This window comes from Neorhizobium populisoli, assembly GCF_019430945.1.
GTDB classification, from domain to species: Bacteria; Pseudomonadota; Alphaproteobacteria; order Rhizobiales; family Rhizobiaceae; genus Neorhizobium; species Neorhizobium populisoli.
In genome coordinates this window covers 50,318-67,466 of record NZ_JAHYCB010000017.1, presented here as the reverse complement: position 1 = coordinate 67,466, position 17,149 = coordinate 50,318, and the positions used below count along the sequence as shown (strand labels likewise).

The 17,149-nt window shown below is 62.0% G+C and carries 15 protein-coding genes; 6 read left to right on the top strand and 9 right to left on the bottom strand.

Annotated elements, in window-relative coordinates:
- Nucleotides 1-27: 27 nt before the first annotated feature.
- The 4 genes from KX729_RS29820 to KX729_RS33905 all read left to right on the top strand — a co-directional run bounded on the left by KX729_RS29820 (nt 28) and on the right by KX729_RS33905 (nt 6,110).
- Complete coding sequence (locus tag KX729_RS29820) at nt 28-777, top strand: ImuA family protein (protein ID WP_219746098.1); 750 nt, start codon at nt 28-30, stop codon at nt 775-777.
- Entirely contained in the window at nt 701-2,212 is a 1,512-nt protein-coding gene (locus tag KX729_RS29815; protein WP_219746097.1) for a Y-family DNA polymerase, read from the top strand. Before KX729_RS29820 ends, KX729_RS29815 begins: the two co-directional genes overlap by 77 nt.
- Nucleotides 2,212-5,469, top strand: coding sequence for an error-prone DNA polymerase (locus tag KX729_RS29810; RefSeq protein ID WP_219746096.1), 3,258 nt, complete (start codon nt 2,212-2,214; stop codon nt 5,467-5,469). Before KX729_RS29815 ends, KX729_RS29810 begins: the two co-directional genes overlap by 1 nt.
- Before the next feature lie 425 nt (nt 5,470-5,894).
- The gene (locus tag KX729_RS33905) at nt 5,895-6,110 is read left to right on the top strand and encodes a hypothetical protein (RefSeq protein WP_246617962.1); all 216 of its coding nucleotides are present in this window, start codon (nt 5,895-5,897) and stop codon (nt 6,108-6,110) included.
- 351 nt (nt 6,111-6,461) lie between these two features.
- Here KX729_RS33905 and KX729_RS29800 read toward each other — a convergent pair whose 3' ends face one another.
- The 8 genes from KX729_RS29800 to KX729_RS29765 form a co-directional block, all read right to left on the bottom strand.
- Entirely contained in the window at nt 6,462-7,175 is a 714-nt protein-coding gene (locus KX729_RS29800) for a gamma-glutamylcyclotransferase (RefSeq protein ID WP_246617961.1), read from the bottom strand.
- A gap of 66 nt (nt 7,176-7,241) precedes the next feature.
- Nucleotides 7,242-8,078, bottom strand: coding sequence for an alpha/beta fold hydrolase (locus KX729_RS29795; RefSeq protein WP_312992713.1), 837 nt, complete (start codon nt 8,076-8,078; stop codon nt 7,242-7,244).
- A gap of 306 nt (nt 8,079-8,384) precedes the next feature.
- Nucleotides 8,385-9,983 carry an MFS transporter gene (locus KX729_RS29790; RefSeq protein ID WP_219746094.1) on the bottom strand — a complete coding sequence of 533 codons (1,599 nt, stop codon included), beginning with the start codon at nt 9,981-9,983 and terminating at the stop codon, nt 8,385-8,387.
- A complete protein-coding gene (locus KX729_RS29785) occupies nt 9,980-10,417 on the bottom strand; it encodes a DoxX family protein (RefSeq protein WP_219746093.1) in 438 nt (145 codons plus the stop codon). The genes KX729_RS29790 and KX729_RS29785 overlap by 4 nt, the downstream gene beginning before the upstream one ends.
- Before the next feature lie 203 nt (nt 10,418-10,620).
- Nucleotides 10,621-12,600, bottom strand: coding sequence for an amidohydrolase (locus tag KX729_RS29780; protein WP_219746092.1), 1,980 nt, complete (start codon nt 12,598-12,600; stop codon nt 10,621-10,623).
- Nucleotides 12,600-12,887 (bottom strand): XapX domain-containing protein, encoded by a 288-nt coding sequence (locus KX729_RS29775; protein ID WP_219746091.1) that lies wholly within the window; start codon nt 12,885-12,887, stop codon nt 12,600-12,602. Before KX729_RS29775 ends, KX729_RS29780 begins: the two co-directional genes overlap by 1 nt.
- Nucleotides 12,888-12,945: 58 nt before the next feature.
- Nucleotides 12,946-13,635 carry a hydrolase gene (locus KX729_RS29770; protein ID WP_219746090.1) on the bottom strand — a complete coding sequence of 230 codons (690 nt, stop codon included), beginning with the start codon at nt 13,633-13,635 and terminating at the stop codon, nt 12,946-12,948.
- Nucleotides 13,636-13,902: 267 nt separating this feature from the next.
- Nucleotides 13,903-14,838: a VOC family protein gene (locus KX729_RS29765; protein WP_219746089.1), complete on the bottom strand. Its 936-nt coding sequence runs from the start codon at nt 14,836-14,838 to the stop codon at nt 13,903-13,905.
- A gap of 117 nt (nt 14,839-14,955) precedes the next feature.
- On the opposite strand from KX729_RS29765, the gene KX729_RS29760 reads away from it, so the two are divergent.
- Nucleotides 14,956-15,855, top strand: a complete 900-nt coding sequence (locus KX729_RS29760; RefSeq protein ID WP_219746088.1) for a LysR family transcriptional regulator — start codon at nt 14,956-14,958, stop codon at nt 15,853-15,855.
- 110 nt (nt 15,856-15,965) lie between these two features.
- Nucleotides 15,966-16,133: a hypothetical protein gene (locus KX729_RS29755; RefSeq protein ID WP_219746087.1), complete on the top strand. Its 168-nt coding sequence runs from the start codon at nt 15,966-15,968 to the stop codon at nt 16,131-16,133.
- 44 nt (nt 16,134-16,177) lie between these two features.
- On the opposite strand, the gene KX729_RS29750 is transcribed toward KX729_RS29755, so the two are convergent.
- Entirely contained in the window at nt 16,178-17,077 is a 900-nt protein-coding gene (locus tag KX729_RS29750) for a helix-turn-helix transcriptional regulator (RefSeq protein WP_219746086.1), read from the bottom strand.
- Nucleotides 17,078-17,149: the final 72 nt, after the last annotated feature.

Here is a 17,149-nt window from a genome sequence, read left to right as displayed (position 1 = left end):
CCGCGATTTCGGAAGGATTCGTGATCGATGTCCGCTGCTCGCGAGACAGTCCTTGCAGACCTGCGCGAACGCGTCTCCGCCTTGGAGGGAGGCGCTGCCAAGGCGAGAATCTGCCTTCCGTTCGGTGCGCCGGAGATCGACGGCGTACTTCCTGGCGGCGGGCTGGCCTACGGCGCGCTGCATGAATTCGCCGGTGGTGGATCCGGTACCGTCGATGGTGCAGCCGCTGCTCTATTCGCGGCGGGGATCGCTGCTCGAACAAAGGGACCTGTCGTCTGGTGCCTGACGCGCCCGGACCTGTTTCTGCCGGCACTCACCCAGGTCGGCCTACATCCGAACCGGGTGATCTTCGTGGAAGCAGGGAAGGAAGAGGACGTACTGGCCTCGATGGAGGAGGCCCTCTCATTCGGCGGTCTGGGCGCCGTCGTCGGGGAGCTTGTCCGCCTGCCGATGGTCGCCTCCCGTCGTCTGCAGCTTGCCGCCGAGCGGACTGGGACGATGGGCATCGTGGTGCGACGATGGAGGCGGCAGACGGAAGCGAACGACTTCGGCCAGCCGACCGCGGCAACGACACGATGGCGAGTGAGCGTCCTTCCGTCGGAAGTCCTGCCGGTTCCCGGCGTTGGCCGGGCGCGATGGTTTCTGGAGTTGATGCGAGTAAAAGCGGGAGAGTGTGCTGAGTTTTGCGTAGGAGCATGTGATGAGCAGGGTCGTGTCCATATATCTTCCAGATCTGGCGACCGACAGGATACGCCGCGACGATCCGTCAATTCCTGAGGAGCAGCCCATCGCCGTGATAGCCCGGAGAGGTGCAAAGCGCTGGGTATCCGCAGCCGACGCCGCGGCGAAGAAGTTGGGGGTCCGAGTGGGCATGCCTACCGCGAAGGCGCAGGCGCTCTTCCGCGGCCTCATGCTGGTCAACGCCGACCCGGTTGCCGACGCCAGACGGCTGGACATGATCGCGCTCTGGGCGCTCGAACATTATTCGCCCATCGTCGCCGTCGACGGGTTCGATGGTCTCGTTCTCGATACGGAGGGCGCAGACCATCTTCAGGGCGGCGAGCTGCCGATGGTCACGAAGATCTTCAACAGCTTCCACGCCAAGAAGCTGACGGCGCGTGTCGCCATCGCCGATACTTGGGGTGCCGCGCACGCGTGCGCGAGGGCGATCAGGCGTGAGACTGTCATCATCCCTTCCGGCGAAACGTTTCGGGCCGTCGAGAAGCTGCCGATCTCTTTGCTGCGACTGCCCGAGAAGATCGTCGCCGATCTTCGTGTACTGGGCTTCCAGACGATCGGCGAACTGGCGAATACGCCGCGCGCGCCGTTAGCGCTCCGGTTCGGCCCGGAGGTCGGACGTCGCCTCGACCAGATCCGCGGGGTGATGGCCGAACCGATCGATCCGATCCGCACCGCCGAGACCGTCCAGGTCTCGCGGAATTTTCAGGAGCCCATCGGCGCGGCCGAAACGATCAACAAGTATGTCGGACGCCTCGTCGTCCAGCTCGTCGGCGAACTCGAGAAGCGCGGCCTCGGCGTGCGACGGGCCGATCTCTTCGTCGAGAAGGTCGACAACACCAGACAGGTGATCAGGGCCGGAACAGCAAAGCCGGCAAGGGACGTCGCGTGGCTCACGAAGCTATTCCGCGATCGTACGGAGAAGATCGAACCCGGTTTCGGTATCGAACGTCTCGTTCTGGTCGCGGCCGCGGCCGAGCCCCTCTTGGAAGAACAGCGCGTATCTTCGCTCGTTGAGGAAGAGGTCACCGACATCACCCCTTTGATCGACATCTTCGGGAACAGGGGCCAGCGCGTGTACCGTATGGCACCTTTCGCGTCCGATGTTCCCGAGCGCAGCGTGCAGCGCATCTCCCCCGTCGCGGAATCCACCAAGGAGACTTGGGTCGGCCACTGGCGTCGGCCTGTCAGGTTGCTGGACCGGCCCGAGGTGATCGAGGCGATCGCCCTGATGCCAGACCACCCTCCGCGAAGCGTCACCTGGCGCGGGAAGCGCCACAAGGTCCTCCGGGCTGACGGTCCAGAGCGTATTTTCGGCGAGTGGTGGCGGCGTCCGGCAGAGCTGGAGGCAGTCCGCGACTACTTCATGATCGAGAACGAACAGGGCGAGCGGTTCTGGGTCTATCGCGCCGGCGACGGCGTCGATCCGGAGACCGGCTCCCATAAATGGTTCATGCACGGGATCTTCGCCTGATGCGGTACGCAGAGCTGCAAACCACCACCCATTTTTCCTTCCTCCGCGGTGCATCCTCGGCGGACGAACTGTTTGCGATTGCGAAGGAACTCGGCATCGAGGCACTGGGCGTCGTCGACCGCAACTCTCTCGCCGGGATCGTCCGCGCTCTTGAGGCTTCTCGGGCGACCGGTCTGCGCCTCGTCGTCGGATGTCGGCTCGATCTGCAGGACGGCATGTCCGTCCTCGTCTATCCGACTGACAAGGCCGCGTACTCCCGACTGACGCGGCTGATTACCCTCGGCAAGGGCAGGGGCGGCAAGAACAACTGCATCCTGCACTGGGACGACATTCCGCTCTACGCCGAGGGGTTGATCGGCATCCTCGTTCCTGACATGCCGGACGACCTTTGCGCCGTACAGCTCCGGCGCATGAAGGACGTCTTCGGCGACCGCGCCTATGTCTCGCTCTGTCTCCGGCGTCGGCCGAACGACCAGATGCGGCTTCACGAGCTGTCGAACATGGCCGTGCGGCACAAGGTGAAAACCGTCGTGACCAACGACGTCCTCTTCCATGTACCGAGCAGGCGGCAGCTCCAGGATGTCGTCACCTGTATCCGGGAGAAAACGACCATCGACGAGGTTGGATTCGATAGGGAGAGATTCGCCGACCGCTTTCTTAAGCCGCCGGAAGAGATGGAACGGCTTTTTCCCCGCTACACTGAAGCGCTTGCACGGTCGATGGAGATCGTCGAAAAATGCAAGTTCAGCCTCGAGGAGCTGACCTACGAATATCCGGAGGAAGCCATTGTCGACGGCATGGATGCCCAGCAGTCTCTCGAGCACTATGTCCGCGAATGCATCCCCGACCGATACCCCGAGGGCCTGCCTCAAAAGGTCCTCCGCGCCGTCCGGCATGAGCTCGATCTCATCAAGGAGATGGATTACGCGCCTTATTTTCTGACGGTTTTCAGCATCGTCAGGTTCGCGCGGAGCCAAGGCATCCTCTGCCAGGGCAGGGGAAGTGCGGCGAACAGCGCGATCTGTTACATCCTCGGCATCACTTCGATCGACCCGGAGACCAACGACCTCCTCTTCGAACGCTTCGTCTCCAAGGAGAGAAACGAGCCGCCGGACATCGACGTCGATTTCGAGCACGCACGTCGTGAGGAAGTTATCCAGTGGATCTACAAGACCTACGGCCGCGACCGGGCCGCGCTCGTCTGCACCGTTACGAGATATCGGGCGAAGAGGGCCATCGCCGACGTCGGCAAAGCCATGGGCCTGCCGGAGGATGTGACGAAGGCCCTGTCGTCCGGTTTGTGGTCATGGTCCGAAGAAATAACCGAGAAGAACGTCACCGACCTCAACCTCAATCCGAACGACTACCGGCTCGTGATGACCTTGAAGCTCGCGCGCGAGCTAATGGGTGCGCCCAGGCACCTCGGGCAGCATGTCGGTGGCTTCGTGTTGACGCGCTCGCGCCTCGACGATCTCGTTCCGATCGAGCCAGCGCGCATGGAAGACCGGCAGGTTATCGAGTGGGACAAGGACGACGTCGAAGCCTTGAAGATGATGAAAGTCGACGTCCTGGCGCTGGGAATGCTGACCTGCATGCAGAAGGCGTTCGATTTGATCCGCGAGCATAAGGGAGAGGACCTCGACCTCGCGAAGGTGAAGCAAGAGGACAGTGCCACCTATGCGATGATCCGGCGCGCCGACACCTTGGGCACGTTTCAGGTCGAGAGCCGGGCGCAGATGTCGATGCTGCCACGCCTGAAGCCGCGCACGTTCTACGACCTCGTGGTTCAAGTTGCGATCGTGCGGCCAGGCCCGATACAGGGTGACATGGTTCATCCATATCTGCGCCGGCGCGAGGGCAAGGAGCCCGTCGAATATCCGACTCCGGAACTCGAAGCCGTCCTAGGCAAGACGCTTGGCGTGCCGCTCTTTCAAGAGTCTGCCATGAAAGTGGCGATGGTCTGCGCTGGGTTCACGGGCGGCGAGGCCGACCAGCTACGCAAGAGCATGGCGACCTTCAAGTTCACAGGCGGGGTGTCACGGTTCCAGACGAAGCTCATCGATGGCATGATAAACAACGGTTACACGAGGGAGTTCGCCGAGCGCACGTTCAAGCAGCTCGAAGGCTTTGGGAGTTACGGCTTTCCAGAAAGTCATGCGGCTTCGTTCGCCCTGATCGCCTACGCGTCCTGCTACATCAAGTGCCACTTCCCGGAAGCATTCGCGGCGGCGTTGATGAACTCTCTGCCGATGGGATTTTATGCTCCGGCACAGATCATATGGGACGCGCGCCAGCACGGCGTCGAGGTCCGCCCGATATCCGTCCAGCATTCGCGATGGGACTGCACGCTTGAGGAGATCGCCGGCACTGAGCGGCATGCCGTCCGCCTTGGAATGAGGCAGGTGGCCGGTCTCGCGACCATCGACGCCGCCCGGATCGTCGCCGCTCGCGCGGAACGCCCCTTCGAATCCATCGATGATGTCTGGCGTCGTTCGGAGGTTCCGGCCGAAGCGCTCACCCAGCTCGCCGAGGCCGACGCCTTTCTCCCGGCCTTCGGTCTTGAGCGGCGCGATGCCCTGTGGGCGATAAAAGCGCTTAGGGACGAGCCTCTCCCTCTGTTTGCGGCCGCGGCCGAACGTGAACAGCAGGCCGTCGCAGAGCAGCAGGAGCCGAAAGTCGAACTTCGGCAGATGACCGAAGGCCACAACGTCATCGAGGACTACGCGCACGCCGGATTGACGCTCCGGCAGCATCCGATCGCTTTCCTTCGAGAAGACTTGGAGGCGCGCCGGATCGTGACGTGCGCCGATGCCATGAACGCGAGGGATGGTCGCTTCCACATGATCGCAGGCCTCGTTCTCGTGCGACAGAAGCCGGGCAGCGCGAAGGGAACCATGTTCATCACCCTGGAGGACGAAACCGGGCCGGCAAACATCATCGTGTGGCCGACGCTCTTCGAGAAGCAGCGAAGGATCGTCCTCGGCGCGTCGATGATGGGCATCTATGGCAAGATCCAGCGTGAGGGAGACGTCGTCCATCTCATCGCCCGGAAACTATACGACCTGTCCGGAGACCTTTCGGCGCTAGCGGATCGCGATCTCGACGTGAAGATACCGACCGGGCGAGGGGACGAGTTCGCGCATGGATCTCCGGGAAGCGGGGATCATCGCGACAAGGCTGCGACGAAGACGAGGGACATCTTCATACCGGACCTGCACATCGATACGTTGAAGGTGAAGGCGCGGAACTTTCATTGACGTGCTTCCGAGCTTCCAAGATGCGGTGGGAAAGGTCATCTTCAGACGTCGACAAGAGGAAGGTTTTTCGATGAAGTGTCTTTACTGCGCATCAGGAAAAATGAATGCGCACGAGCGACCTCAATTTCCCGTACCGAGGCCAAACAATCATTGTCGAGCAGGTTAAGGGCGTTTACTGCGACACCTGCAGAGACAGACCATATCCGGGATCTCCCGGACGAAGGCCCAGACTCATGACCCGGTGCGTGCTGGCGAGAAGGGACCTAATTGGCACACGATCGGCTACACGAACGAGGGCGACAAGGTCGAATGGATTCCCTCCGGCGAGGTGGAGGGGTGGTTCTGGCCCGTCGTCCTTCGCCGGAACGACGCCGCGATGCTGGCGGCCTACAACGAGTTCTGGGGCAGTCTGGTGGAACCGCCACATGGTGTGGGTCGAGCAGATCGAGAGCGGCGAGCGGCCTTTGAAACCGGAGCAAAAAACAGTCTTTGATACGGCCGAAAAAGCCGCCCGACGCATGGAGCGGAAGTACGGAAAGAAGAACCTGGGATGGGACGATTTCGACTGGGGGCTACTGTGCGGGCGAATGTCGGCGCTGCTGGGTCATGGGGCGGAATGGGAAGAGTCTTTTGATACGTGACATGACCGGATTCAAGGTGCCGCCCGTCATCGCCGAACTCGCTCTCGCCCGCGCGTTTGGGGCACTATCGGCGAAATCCAGGGAGCGGCGCCGAGCCCAACAGCCAATACGATGGGACATCGCCTTGATATCAACAGATTGCGCAACTGGATATCGGTCATCGGCATCGTTGATGAGCGCTTAAGATAGTGCCGCTCGCGATGCCTCGTCTACTGGCTTTGAGCACGGATGTACTGGCAGGGATAGGAAGACGAATGAAAGGCCGGTGCGATTTCGCCCGACCTTTTTTGTTGTCGACCCCGGCCGGGCCGGACGAGCCTCTGTTTAGATCGGACAGAACGCAGCTTGCCGCTAAACCTCGCCTCGCAGTCTTGCGGCAACCAGCGCCTGCAGCCGCCAAAGGTTCCTGTCGTATATGTTTCGCCCGGCAAGGTCGACGACCGTTCGTCTGAGGTATTCGGCGCAGGAACCGGCGGGACCGCAGGCCTGTGCCAAGAGCGCGGCAGCCTCTTCGAGCGCAATCTTCTCCGTCAGCGGCGATGCCTTCGGGCTTGCCCAGAAGGTGAGCGCTCGCCGCCTTCCCGAAGGGGTGCGAACCCATACCCAGCGCATCATGTCGCTGACTTCCGCATACCGGATTTCGCGGGCAAGCAAGATGCGGAGATCCTCGTCACGGTTCTTCGCCGACATTCTCAGGACGACGCCCGAGCAGCTTCCTCCAGGCCGGAGGGCCAGCATGAGACCCGGCGCGTCAGTTGTCGCTCTCAGCCGCTGGATGCGAAGCGAGAACGCCCGATGCCAACCATGGGCGACTGCGGGTTCGCTTGCCGTGGGTTCGAAGCCCGGGTGCCATAACAGTGAGCCGTAGGCGAAGATCCAGAGATCGTCGCCGGCCGCTTCCTGCTCGACCCTGCGGACCAGTTCGTCGAGTTGCACGGCAGTGATCGGCGTGCGATCCGGCTCCGGTCCTTCGTCGTCCACCGCCCGCAACGTCTTCAGGACGAGATCGGACGTGAGTTCCATCGCCCTGAAGAGAGGCGCTTCGAGGGAAGAATTCAGAGACATGATAGGTCCAAGCACGTGGGAAGAGAGAAAGACGACGGAGGTTCGGAGCCCCCGTCCTCCTGATCGTCAGCCCCTAACGAAGGTCAGTAGGTCTGCATTGAGGACGTCGGCATTGATCGTCAGCATGCCGTGCGAGAAGCCCGGATAGGTCTTGAGCGTACCGGTCCTGAGAAGCTTGATAGACTTGTGCGCCGCGTCGCCGATCGGAACGATCTGGTCGTCCTCGCCATGCAGAACCAGCGTCGGAACACTGATTGCCTTCAGGTCTTCCGTCTGATCAGTCTCGGAAAACGCCTTGATGCCATCGTAGTGCGCCTTGGCGCTGCCCATCATGCCCTGCCGCCACCAGTTCTGGATCACACCTTCGGAGGCCGTGGCGCCGTCACGGTTGAAGCCGTAGAACGGGCCGGCCGGAACGTCGCGGAAGAACTGTGCCCGGTTGGCGGCCAGCGCCGAGCGGAAGCCGTCGAACACCTCGAGGGGTAGTCCTTCGGGATTGGCCGGGGTCTTGAGCATGAGCGGCGGAACTGCAGAGACAAGCACGGCCTTGGCAACGCGACCGGCAGGCCCGCCGTGTCGGGCGACATAGCGGGCAACTTCGCCGCCCCCTGTCGAGTGGCCGATATGGACGGCGTTCTTGAGGTCGAGCGCTTCGGCGACGGCGAAGGCGTCGGCGGCATAATGATCCATGTCGTGACCTTCGGAGACCTGAGCCGACCGGCCATGTCCACGACGGTCATGGGCGACAACGCGATAGCCGTTCTGGAGGAAGAACAGCATCTGCGCGTCCCAGTCGTCCGACGACAGCGGCCAGCCGTGGTGGAAGACGATCGGCTGGGCGTCCTTTGGACCCCAATCCTTATAGAAGATTTCGACGCCGTCCTTGGTGGTTACAGTGTTCATGGTCGTTGTTCCTTCGATGGAGTGATGGGTGGAAGCAGCATCTGCCGCAAGGGAAAGGGAAGCTGGGAGTGCCAAGGCGGCAGCGGCGGCGGCTCCGGAGAGCAGGGCGCCTCGGCGCGTCACGGGAAGATCGTTCATTGTCATATCGGTTTCTCGGTGATCGGCGCCTGGTATTTGCGCCCCCGTGCTCGTCTGATGAACGTATATTGACCAGAAACGCGTGAGCCAACAATTGTAGCAATTGTTTCGAGATAATTGCCTTTTTTGAAATTATGCAGGAGGCGGGAGACCAGCCTCCCTTTCTTCTCAGGCCGTGCCGGGCCGGTTGATCGTCAGGAAGTGGCGGACGACCGGCTTGTCCGTGCCGGCATGATAGGCGAGAACCTTTCCCTGCAGGTCGGCGTCGGCGTTCGAAACCCGCTGGTGCTGCCGAAGATGCTCCGCCCAGGATTCGACCATGAACCACTCGACGATCTTTTCCGGGTCGGCCGAGTCTTCGGTGACGCCCCAGCCATAGGCGCCGTCACGACGACGTTCCTGGGAGAGCTGATCGAGGGCGTGCAGGAAAGCGGTGCGGTGATGCTTCTCGACCTTGTATTCGATCAGGATCAGAACCGGGCCGCGGTCATGTGCGACGGGTTCGGCCACAAGCGGCTCGGGCCAGTGGTTGGAGGCGACGAGGTCAGCTTCGCCTGCCGGAAGCTTCACGCGGTGCATGATGAAGCCAGCAACAAGCAGACCTGCCGCGCCGATAAGCAGGGTGGACTGGATGCCGACGGCTTCACCAACCGCGCCCCAGCCGAGGCTGCCAGCCGTCATCGCGCCGTTGAACACGGTGAGGTAGATGGCCAGACCACGACCGCGCACCCAGTTCGGCAGAACGGACTGTGCCGTGCCGTTCAGCGTCGTCAGGGCGGTGATCCAGGCAGCGCCAAGGAAGAGAAGCGCGACGATCGCCACGATCTTTGGCGGTGCAAGTGCAAGTATTCCCATGACGCCTGCGGTAACGATGGCGGCGCTCAGAAGCAGGCCGTCGGAGTCCATGCGTTGGCGCAGTCTCGGTATGATGAGGGCCCCTCCGATCGCGCCTGCGCCGACCGCGCCGAGGAGGATGCCGTAGAAGCTGGCATCACCGCCGAGCAGTTGCCGCGCTACCAGCGGAAGGAGGGCCCAGACTGCGCTGGAGAAGGCGAAGAAGATCGCTGCCCGCAGAAGGACGACGTGAAGCGGTCTGCTGGAGCGGGTGTACCGGAGGCCGGCACGGAAGGCGCCGAAGAAGTTTTCCTGAAGCGCGTTGCTGGTCTTCCTGGCGCGCGGCCACCAGAGCAAAGCGGCGATCACGACGATGTAGCTGGCGACGTCGGCGCCGTAGGTGATCCCCGCGCCGAAGGCGGCGAGAAGCAGGCCGCCAGCCGCCGGTCCTATAGATCGGGCGATATTGATGCCCAGCGAGTTAAGGGCGACCGCGCTTTTCACATCTTCCCGCTTTACGAGCTCGGGAACGATCGCCTGCCAGGTCGGCCCCATCAACGCGGCGCCGATGCCGCCCAGGAAGGTCAGGCTCACAAGTGCGCTCACCGAAAGCATACCGGTCTGCGAAAGAACCATCAGTGAGATGCTCACTGATGCCAGCAGGATTTGCACCGCGATGAGGAACTTGCGACGGTCGAGGATGTCCGTGAGGACGCCTGCCGGAATGGCGAGCAGGAAGATCGGCAAGGTCCCAGCTGCCTGAACCATGGCGACGGCGGCGGGCGAAGCTGAAAGATCCGTCATCAACCACGAACTTGCGACGTCGCGCATAAAACTTCCGGTGTTGCCGAGGACTGTGGCGGCCCACAGGACGGCGAAGACGGGCTGTGCAAGAGGCGCGAACGTGCCTCCGGAGGACTTGGGCGCGCTCATTTGCCTGCTCCCTTTGTGAGGTCGTATGCCGCAACCAGGATGAAGGCCCCGGCAAGACCAAGATGTTCAAAGAAGGCGTTGGTTGCCATCATGCGCTCCATGCCCGGCGCCATTTCCCAGAAGCGCAGCGCGATGAAGGTGGCAATGATGGTAAAGCATGCAAGGGAGAGAGCGCCGGCCCAGCGCAGCAAACCCGAGACGACCATCGTAGAGGCCGTCAGTTCGAAGACGATGACGGTCACCGCAAAGAACGCTGCGGGGTGCAGGCCGAAATGATCCATCTCGGCAAGCGCACCGTTGAAATCGGTAATCTTGGTGAGCGGCCCCTGAATGTAGGCGGCGCAGAGCGCGAGAAGCGCAGTCGTCCGCAGGGCGGGTGCCGCTGCGATGTCGGCGAGAACCCCGCGCGCTGTTGAAAGGGAGTGGCTGGTCATGGTTGCTCCTGCAAGCTCGGCCGGTCGGTTCGAGCGGCACCGGCGTTTGTTCGATGGAGCGATATTGTCCTGGACGGCGTTATCTCGCAATTGCACGAATAATTTCCATTTCATTGCATTAATTGCAATAATCTGCCTAGGTCGGAAACGAAACGGGCAGCGGTCTCACCGCTGCCCGTCCATTCATTCATGAGAAGATGGTCTCAGACCGCCCAGCAGGAGCAGCCAAGCGCGCCGAAGAAACCCTTGAGGTCTGCGATCGGAAGTTTCGCGGTCCAGGCACCGGCATGGTCGTGGCCATGCACGCCGCAGTCGCTGGCGCAGCCACAGGTCGAGATCGCCGTACGGCGGAGCGAGCGCGCACCTGCGCCTTCCGGTTCTCCCCAGGCCGCATAGCCGCCGAACTTGCGCACCGGCGACCAGTCCGGCATGGCAGGCGGGAGAGCGTTCTCGTCCAGCGCCTTGAAGTCGCCGGCACCATAGACGATCTTGCCGCCAACCATGGTGAGTTCCGACACGAGGAAGGAAATCTCGTCTTCGGCGCAGGCGAAGAAGTCCTTGTCGGGCACCACGAGATCGGCGAACTGCCCCTTCTCGATGCGGCCCTTCTTGCCTTCCTCGTTGGAGAACCATGTGACCTTTTCCGTCCACATGCGAAGCGCCGTCTCGCGGTCGAGGCAGTTGGCGCGCGGATAGAGCTGCATGCCGCCGACCGTCTTGCCGGTCACCATCCACGACAGCGAAACCCACGGATTGTACGAGGCGACGCGCGTGGCATCGGTGCCCGCCGAGACGTTGACGCCCTTTTCCAGCATGCGCTTGGTCGGCGGCGTGGCCTGCGCGACGCCGTGGCCATAGCGCTCGACGAAATACTCACCCTGATAGGCCATGCGGTGCTGCGTGGCGATGCCGCCGCCGAGCGCCGCAATCCGGTCGATGGAGCGGTCGGAGATGGTCTCGGCATGGTCGAAGAACCAGTTCAGGCCTTCGAGGGGAATGTCCTTGTTGACCTTTTCGAAAACGTCGAGTGAACGCGAGATGGTCTCGTCATAGGTCGCATGCAGGCGCCATGGCCAACGGTTTTCGGCCAGAACCCGCACTACCTCTTCCAGTTCGCCTTCCATCTCCGGGCCCATTTCCGGACGCGGCTGGCGGAAGTCCTCGAAGTCGGCGGCCGAGAAGACCAGCATTTCGCCGGCACCATTGTGACGGAAATAGTCGTTACCCTGCTTATATTTGACCGAGGATGTCCAGTTGAGAAAGTCCTGCTTCTCTTCCTTGGGCTTTTGGGTGAAGAGGTTGTAGGCTAGACGTACGGTCATCTGGTTCTCGTCGGAGAGCTTCTGGATGACCTCGTAATCGTCGGGGTAGTTCTGAGAGCCGCCGCCCGCATCGATCACACCAGTGATCCCAAGGCGGTTCAGTTCCCGCATGAAGTGGCGGGTCGAATTCACCTGGTAATCAAACGGAAGCTTCGGTCCCTTTCCAAGCGTCGAATACAGGATACCTGCATTTGGCGTGGCCAGCAGCAGACCAGTCGGGTTGCCGTTGGCATCGCGGGTAATCTCGCCACCGGGCGGATTCGGCGTGTCGCGGGTGTAGCCGACGGCTCGCAGGGCGGCGCCGTTCAGCAGCGCGCGGTCGTAGAGATGCAGCAGGAAGACCGGCGTATCGGGCGCGACAGCATTGATCTCCTCGATTGTCGGCAGGCGCTTTTCGGCAAACTGGTGTTCGGTGAAGCCGCCGACAACGCGAACCCATTGCGGGGCCGGCGTGATCGCCACCTGCCGCTTCAGCATTTCCATGGCATCCACCAGCGAGCGAACGCCGTCCCAGCGCAGTTCCATATTGTAGTTCAGGCCGCCGCGCACCACGTGAGTGTGGTTGTCGATCAGGCCGGGCAGAACCCGCTTGCCCTTCAGGTCGATGATCTTCGTGGAGGATCCGGCGAGCGCCATGATGTCGCTGTCAGCGCCGACTTCCAGGAAGAGACCATCCTTGATGGCAATCGCGGTCGCATTCGGGTTTGCGCGGTCGAGCGTGGTCACGCGACCGTTATGGAGGATTAGGTCGGGATGCATCGTGTCTACTCTGTGGTTGGGATCGGCGGCTCTCGCCGGGGAGAAGAGGTTCGAGAAGGCGAGGCTGGACGCCCCGCCAAGAAAGGTCCGGCGCGTCGTCATCAGCTCTGCCCCTCTATATCGGTCGTCGGCCGCTGAGCCAGCTCGCCCTGCTTTGCGCCTTTCGGGAGGTGGCCGAAAATATGCGGCCTGATCTGGTTGATCCAAGAGACCGCTGCGGGTTCCTGCGCCAGCAGCGTCCTGGCGAGAGGAAGGAACTGCTCGCCGACCAGAATGCCGAGCAGGCCGACCAGGGCGACGACGGGCGGGGCGGGCGAACGGACGTTCAGGAGGCTGTAGACGATCCCGACGATGAGACCCGCGCCGAGCGACATGACATACATTTTCATGGGACACCTTTCCGGATTGATTCCGCTCCGGCGAAATGCCGGAGCAGGGGCAGGACTACTACTTCGCCGGGTTCGGGCCGATGCGCTTGCCGTGCTTGACGCGTTCTTCCGCGCCGTGAACCATCGTGTAGGCATAGTCGATGCCCATGCCGTAGGCGCCCGAATGCTCCTTCACCAGCGTCGTGACGGCGTCGTAGCTCTCCTTGCGTGCCCAATCGCGCTGCCATTCGAGCAGGACCTGCTGCCAGGTGACTGGGATCACGCCAGCCTGCACCATGCGGTCCATGGCGCGGTTATGCGCTTCCAGCGAGGTGCCGCCGGAGGCATCGGCAACCATATAAATTTCGTAGTCCGGAACGTCGTGGAGAGCGGAAAGGGCGAAGGTGGTGTTGCAGACTTCCGTCCACAGACCGGAGACGACGATCTTCTTACGGCCGGCGGCGGCATTCCTGGCCAGTGCGTCGCGGACGTTCTGATCGTCCCACGAATTCATCGAGGTCCGTTCGAGGATGTCGTTCTCAGGGTAGACCGCGAGCAGCTCCGGAAAGGTATTGCCCGAGAAGGAGAGCGTCTCGACCGTGGTAATGGTGGTTGGGATGTCGAAAATCTTTGCTGCCTTGGCAAGGCCGACGACGTTGTTCTTCAGCGTCTGGCGGTCGATCGACTGGACGCCGAAAGCCATCTGTGGCTGCTGGTCGATGAAGATGAGCTGGCTGTTTGCCGGGGTTAGGACTTCAAGCTTGGACATGGTTCTTTCCTCTTGGTTGGGCCCGCGAACGGCGCCCGAAATCAGTTGCGGCTGTCGGGAGCTTCCGGGGCCTGCTGGCTGTTCGCTGCCGTCTCGGCTGCTGAAATCGAACTTACCGCCGACCGCATGCGCGCAAAATTGCAATAAATATTTCTAGTGAATTGTCGAAAACGAAATAGTCAGGGGACGCTGAGCGGAGCGAGTAGCAAAAAGGCCGCGATCCTTTCGGACCGCGGCCTTCGTCTACAGCAATGTGGGTTAGGCCGGTTACGCAGCCAGCGAGGGGAGGTTGGCCTCGATCTCCGCGCGGAATGCCTCATACCGGCTCGGCAGCTTGAGCGCCTGCCCGAGATTGGCGGTGTCCTCGTCGCGGTCAAAGCCCGGCTCGTTGGTGGCGATCTCGAACAATATGCCGCCCGGCGTGCGGAAATAGATCGCCCAGAAATAGTCCCGGTCGATCACGGGCGTGACCTGGTAGCCGGTGGCCATCAGCGCCTTGCGGACCTCGAGCTGCTTCTCGCGATTGTCGACGGCAAAGGCGATGTGGTGTACCGACCCTGCGCCTTGCCGTGCGAAGGGCGTCTTGGGGAGAAGCTGCAGATCGATCGTATCGGCACCGTTTCCGTTCGGAATGACGAAGCGTGTCACGTCGCCTTGCCTTTCCGCGCGCTGATAGCCCATGAAGCTCAGCAGTTCCTCGGTGGCAGCCGTATCATGCAGACTGAAGCGGGCGCCTGCAAAACCACGGATCGCGGCGTCTTCCGGGATGGCCCCGGCGAGCCAGGGAGACGAGCGGCGGTCGTCGGCTGACTCGACCAGCGCTAGGCTGTCGCCATCTGGACCCATGAACCGAAGCCTGCCGGCACCGAAGACGGTGTCCGTTTCCAGCCCGTCGACGCCCTGCGCCAGGAGACGATCCTGCCAGAATTTGAGCGATCCCCTGGGCACGGAGAACTGCGTCTCGCCGACCTCGCCCACGCCGGGACGCCCGAGCATCATGTTTTCGAACGGGAAGCAGGTCATGACTGTTCCGGCTGACCCCGTCTGGTCACCGTAATAGAGATGATGGACGCTCGGGTCGTCGAAGTTTACCGTCTGCTTGACGCGGCGCAGGCCGAGCGTTTCGGTGAAGAAGCGGTTGTTCTGCCGCGCGTCTGACGCCATCGACGTCACGTGGTGCAGCCCCTTGATATCCTTGATCATGTCGATGCCTTTCAGTCAGCACTCGTGTCTGTTACGTGAATGCAATATAGGCCGGTTGATTGCCGGGCGGAATTGCAATACTAATTCCCACAGCATTGCACAGAGTGAAATAATCCCATGAACGACTACAAGGCCCTGCGCACCTTTCTCCTTGCCGCCGAGAAGCGGAATTTCGCGCAAGTGGCCCGCGAACTGGACATGACGCCGGCGGCCGTCACGCGCGCCATCGCCGCCCTTGAGGCGGAGCTCGGCGTCCAGCTCTTCGTGCGCACGACGCGGCAGGTCTCCCTGACCACCGATGGCGCGATCTTCGCGGCGCAGATTCAGCCGGCGGTGAAATCGCTCGAGGACGCGCGGCGTGAGATGATGAACGCCCACAAGGCCGAGGAGGGCCGTCTCAGGATCAGCGCGCCGACCTGGTTCGGAAAAGTCGTGCTGCCGCCGATCCTGTCCGGCTTCAAGGACAAATATCCCAAGATGTGCTTCGAGATTTCGCTCTCCGACGGGCTGGTGAACATCGTTGACGACGACTATGACTTGGCGATCCGCATCTCCTCACAGCCGTCCGACAAGTTCACCATTTGGAGAAAGATTCGCGTCGTGCCGCGCATCCTCGTCGCAGCACCCGGCAGCCGCTTCGTCGACATGCAACACCCCAATGAGCTGAAACCTGACGATTGCCTTGCCTACAGCGGAGAAAGTCGGCGGGAGAACTGGGTGCTGTCGGACAGCGGCTCGAGCATTGCGATCTCGGCGGGCCGTGCTTTCAGCGCCAACAGCGGCGAGGTCCTGGCGGACATGGCTGCGGATGGGGCTGGCGTTGCCCTGCTTCCCGGTTTCAACATCGCGGAACACATCCGCAGTGGACGTCTGGTGCATGTCTTCAAGGGATGGGCGCCGCCGGACCTCTGGCTCACGCTGTTCTATCCGCCCTATCAGGCCCTGCCGCCCCGCATCGCGTCGTTCTCCAAGTTTTTCGAGGAGCAGCTCCCGGCCCATATGGTCATGCTGGATTAACGCGCTTCTCGCAGAGCTGCTCTGAAACGACTAGGCGGGGCACCTTGCACGGCTTGTTTCGTCGATCGGCATCACCATCTTAATTCCGTCCTCGAACCTGGAGCCTCGAGATGGAAGACGCGTCCGTTGAAACAATATCTGCCTGCGAGATCGAAATTCTTCCGCCGGAGCGCGAGCTTTCCAGCGAAGGCAGCGCCGAATGTCTCTGCTGCGGGCGGCGGCAGTTTATAATGGACGAAGACGGATGCGGCATCTGCGAAGAGTGCCTCGCCCCCTAAGCTCAAGGAACTTGCTGAACCGTCGTCCGTCTTCATTCGGCAAGTTATGCGTCGGCAAGCTGTCGCGAGTACGCTCCCGGCGGCTTTCCGAAGTGGCGGCTGAACGCGACGCTGAAGGCGCTTGCCGAGCCATATCCGACACGTTCCGCAATCTCCGTCGTGGCGACGTCCTTGCGGAGCAGCTCCTTTGCGAGCGCCATCCGCCAGCCGGTCGCATATTCCATCGGCGCGACGCCGATCTCTCTGCGGAAGCGCTCGAAGAAGGTCGAACGCGACATGGCAGCATCCTTGGCCAACGTCTCTACGGTGATGCCGCGGCCGGGATCTTCATGGATTCGCCGCAGGGTCGGTGCGAGTTGCGGATCGGCCATGCCGCGCAGTAGGCCCGGAGATGCGGCAGCGCCGCCACTGCACCGTAGCGCCTCTATGAACAAAAGCTCCAGCAGATGTCTCAGGACGATCTCGCGCGCGGTCCGGTCGGCTCTGGTCTCATCGTTGATCATACGGACGAGCAGCGCGAGCCGTTCCTCTCCATGGACATGGATGACCTCCGGCAGCAGCGTGACAAGAAGTTCCCTCTGGTCCGAATTGAACGAACAGTGCCCAACCATGGCCCTGATCGAGACAGGGAGGTCGGGATCGCCCAGCCGGAAGACGCCGGGGCTCGTCTCCAGCCGCTGTGCAAGGGTTCCGCGAGGCGGCGGTTCCAGACTGCTCATTGTGAACGAGGAGGCTTCCGGAACCAGGACGAAGTCGCTCGCGGTCATCTGCAAAGGGTCGCGTCCGGCGATAGTCAGCAAGCATTCGCCTTCCACCACGGCGCAATAGAAGGGGCTCCCGAGGTCTTTGCGCTCCACGAGCCAGCGCCCGCCACCGGTCACTACTTTCGAGACAGAGGGAGTCGGCTTCAGCAGAGCGGCGACTTCGGCGACTGGATCGGTCATTGTTCGGACTTTCGCTAAAGGAGTTCGGACCTACAGAGATAGCAAGTCCGCCGGATCTAGTCCATCTTTGAC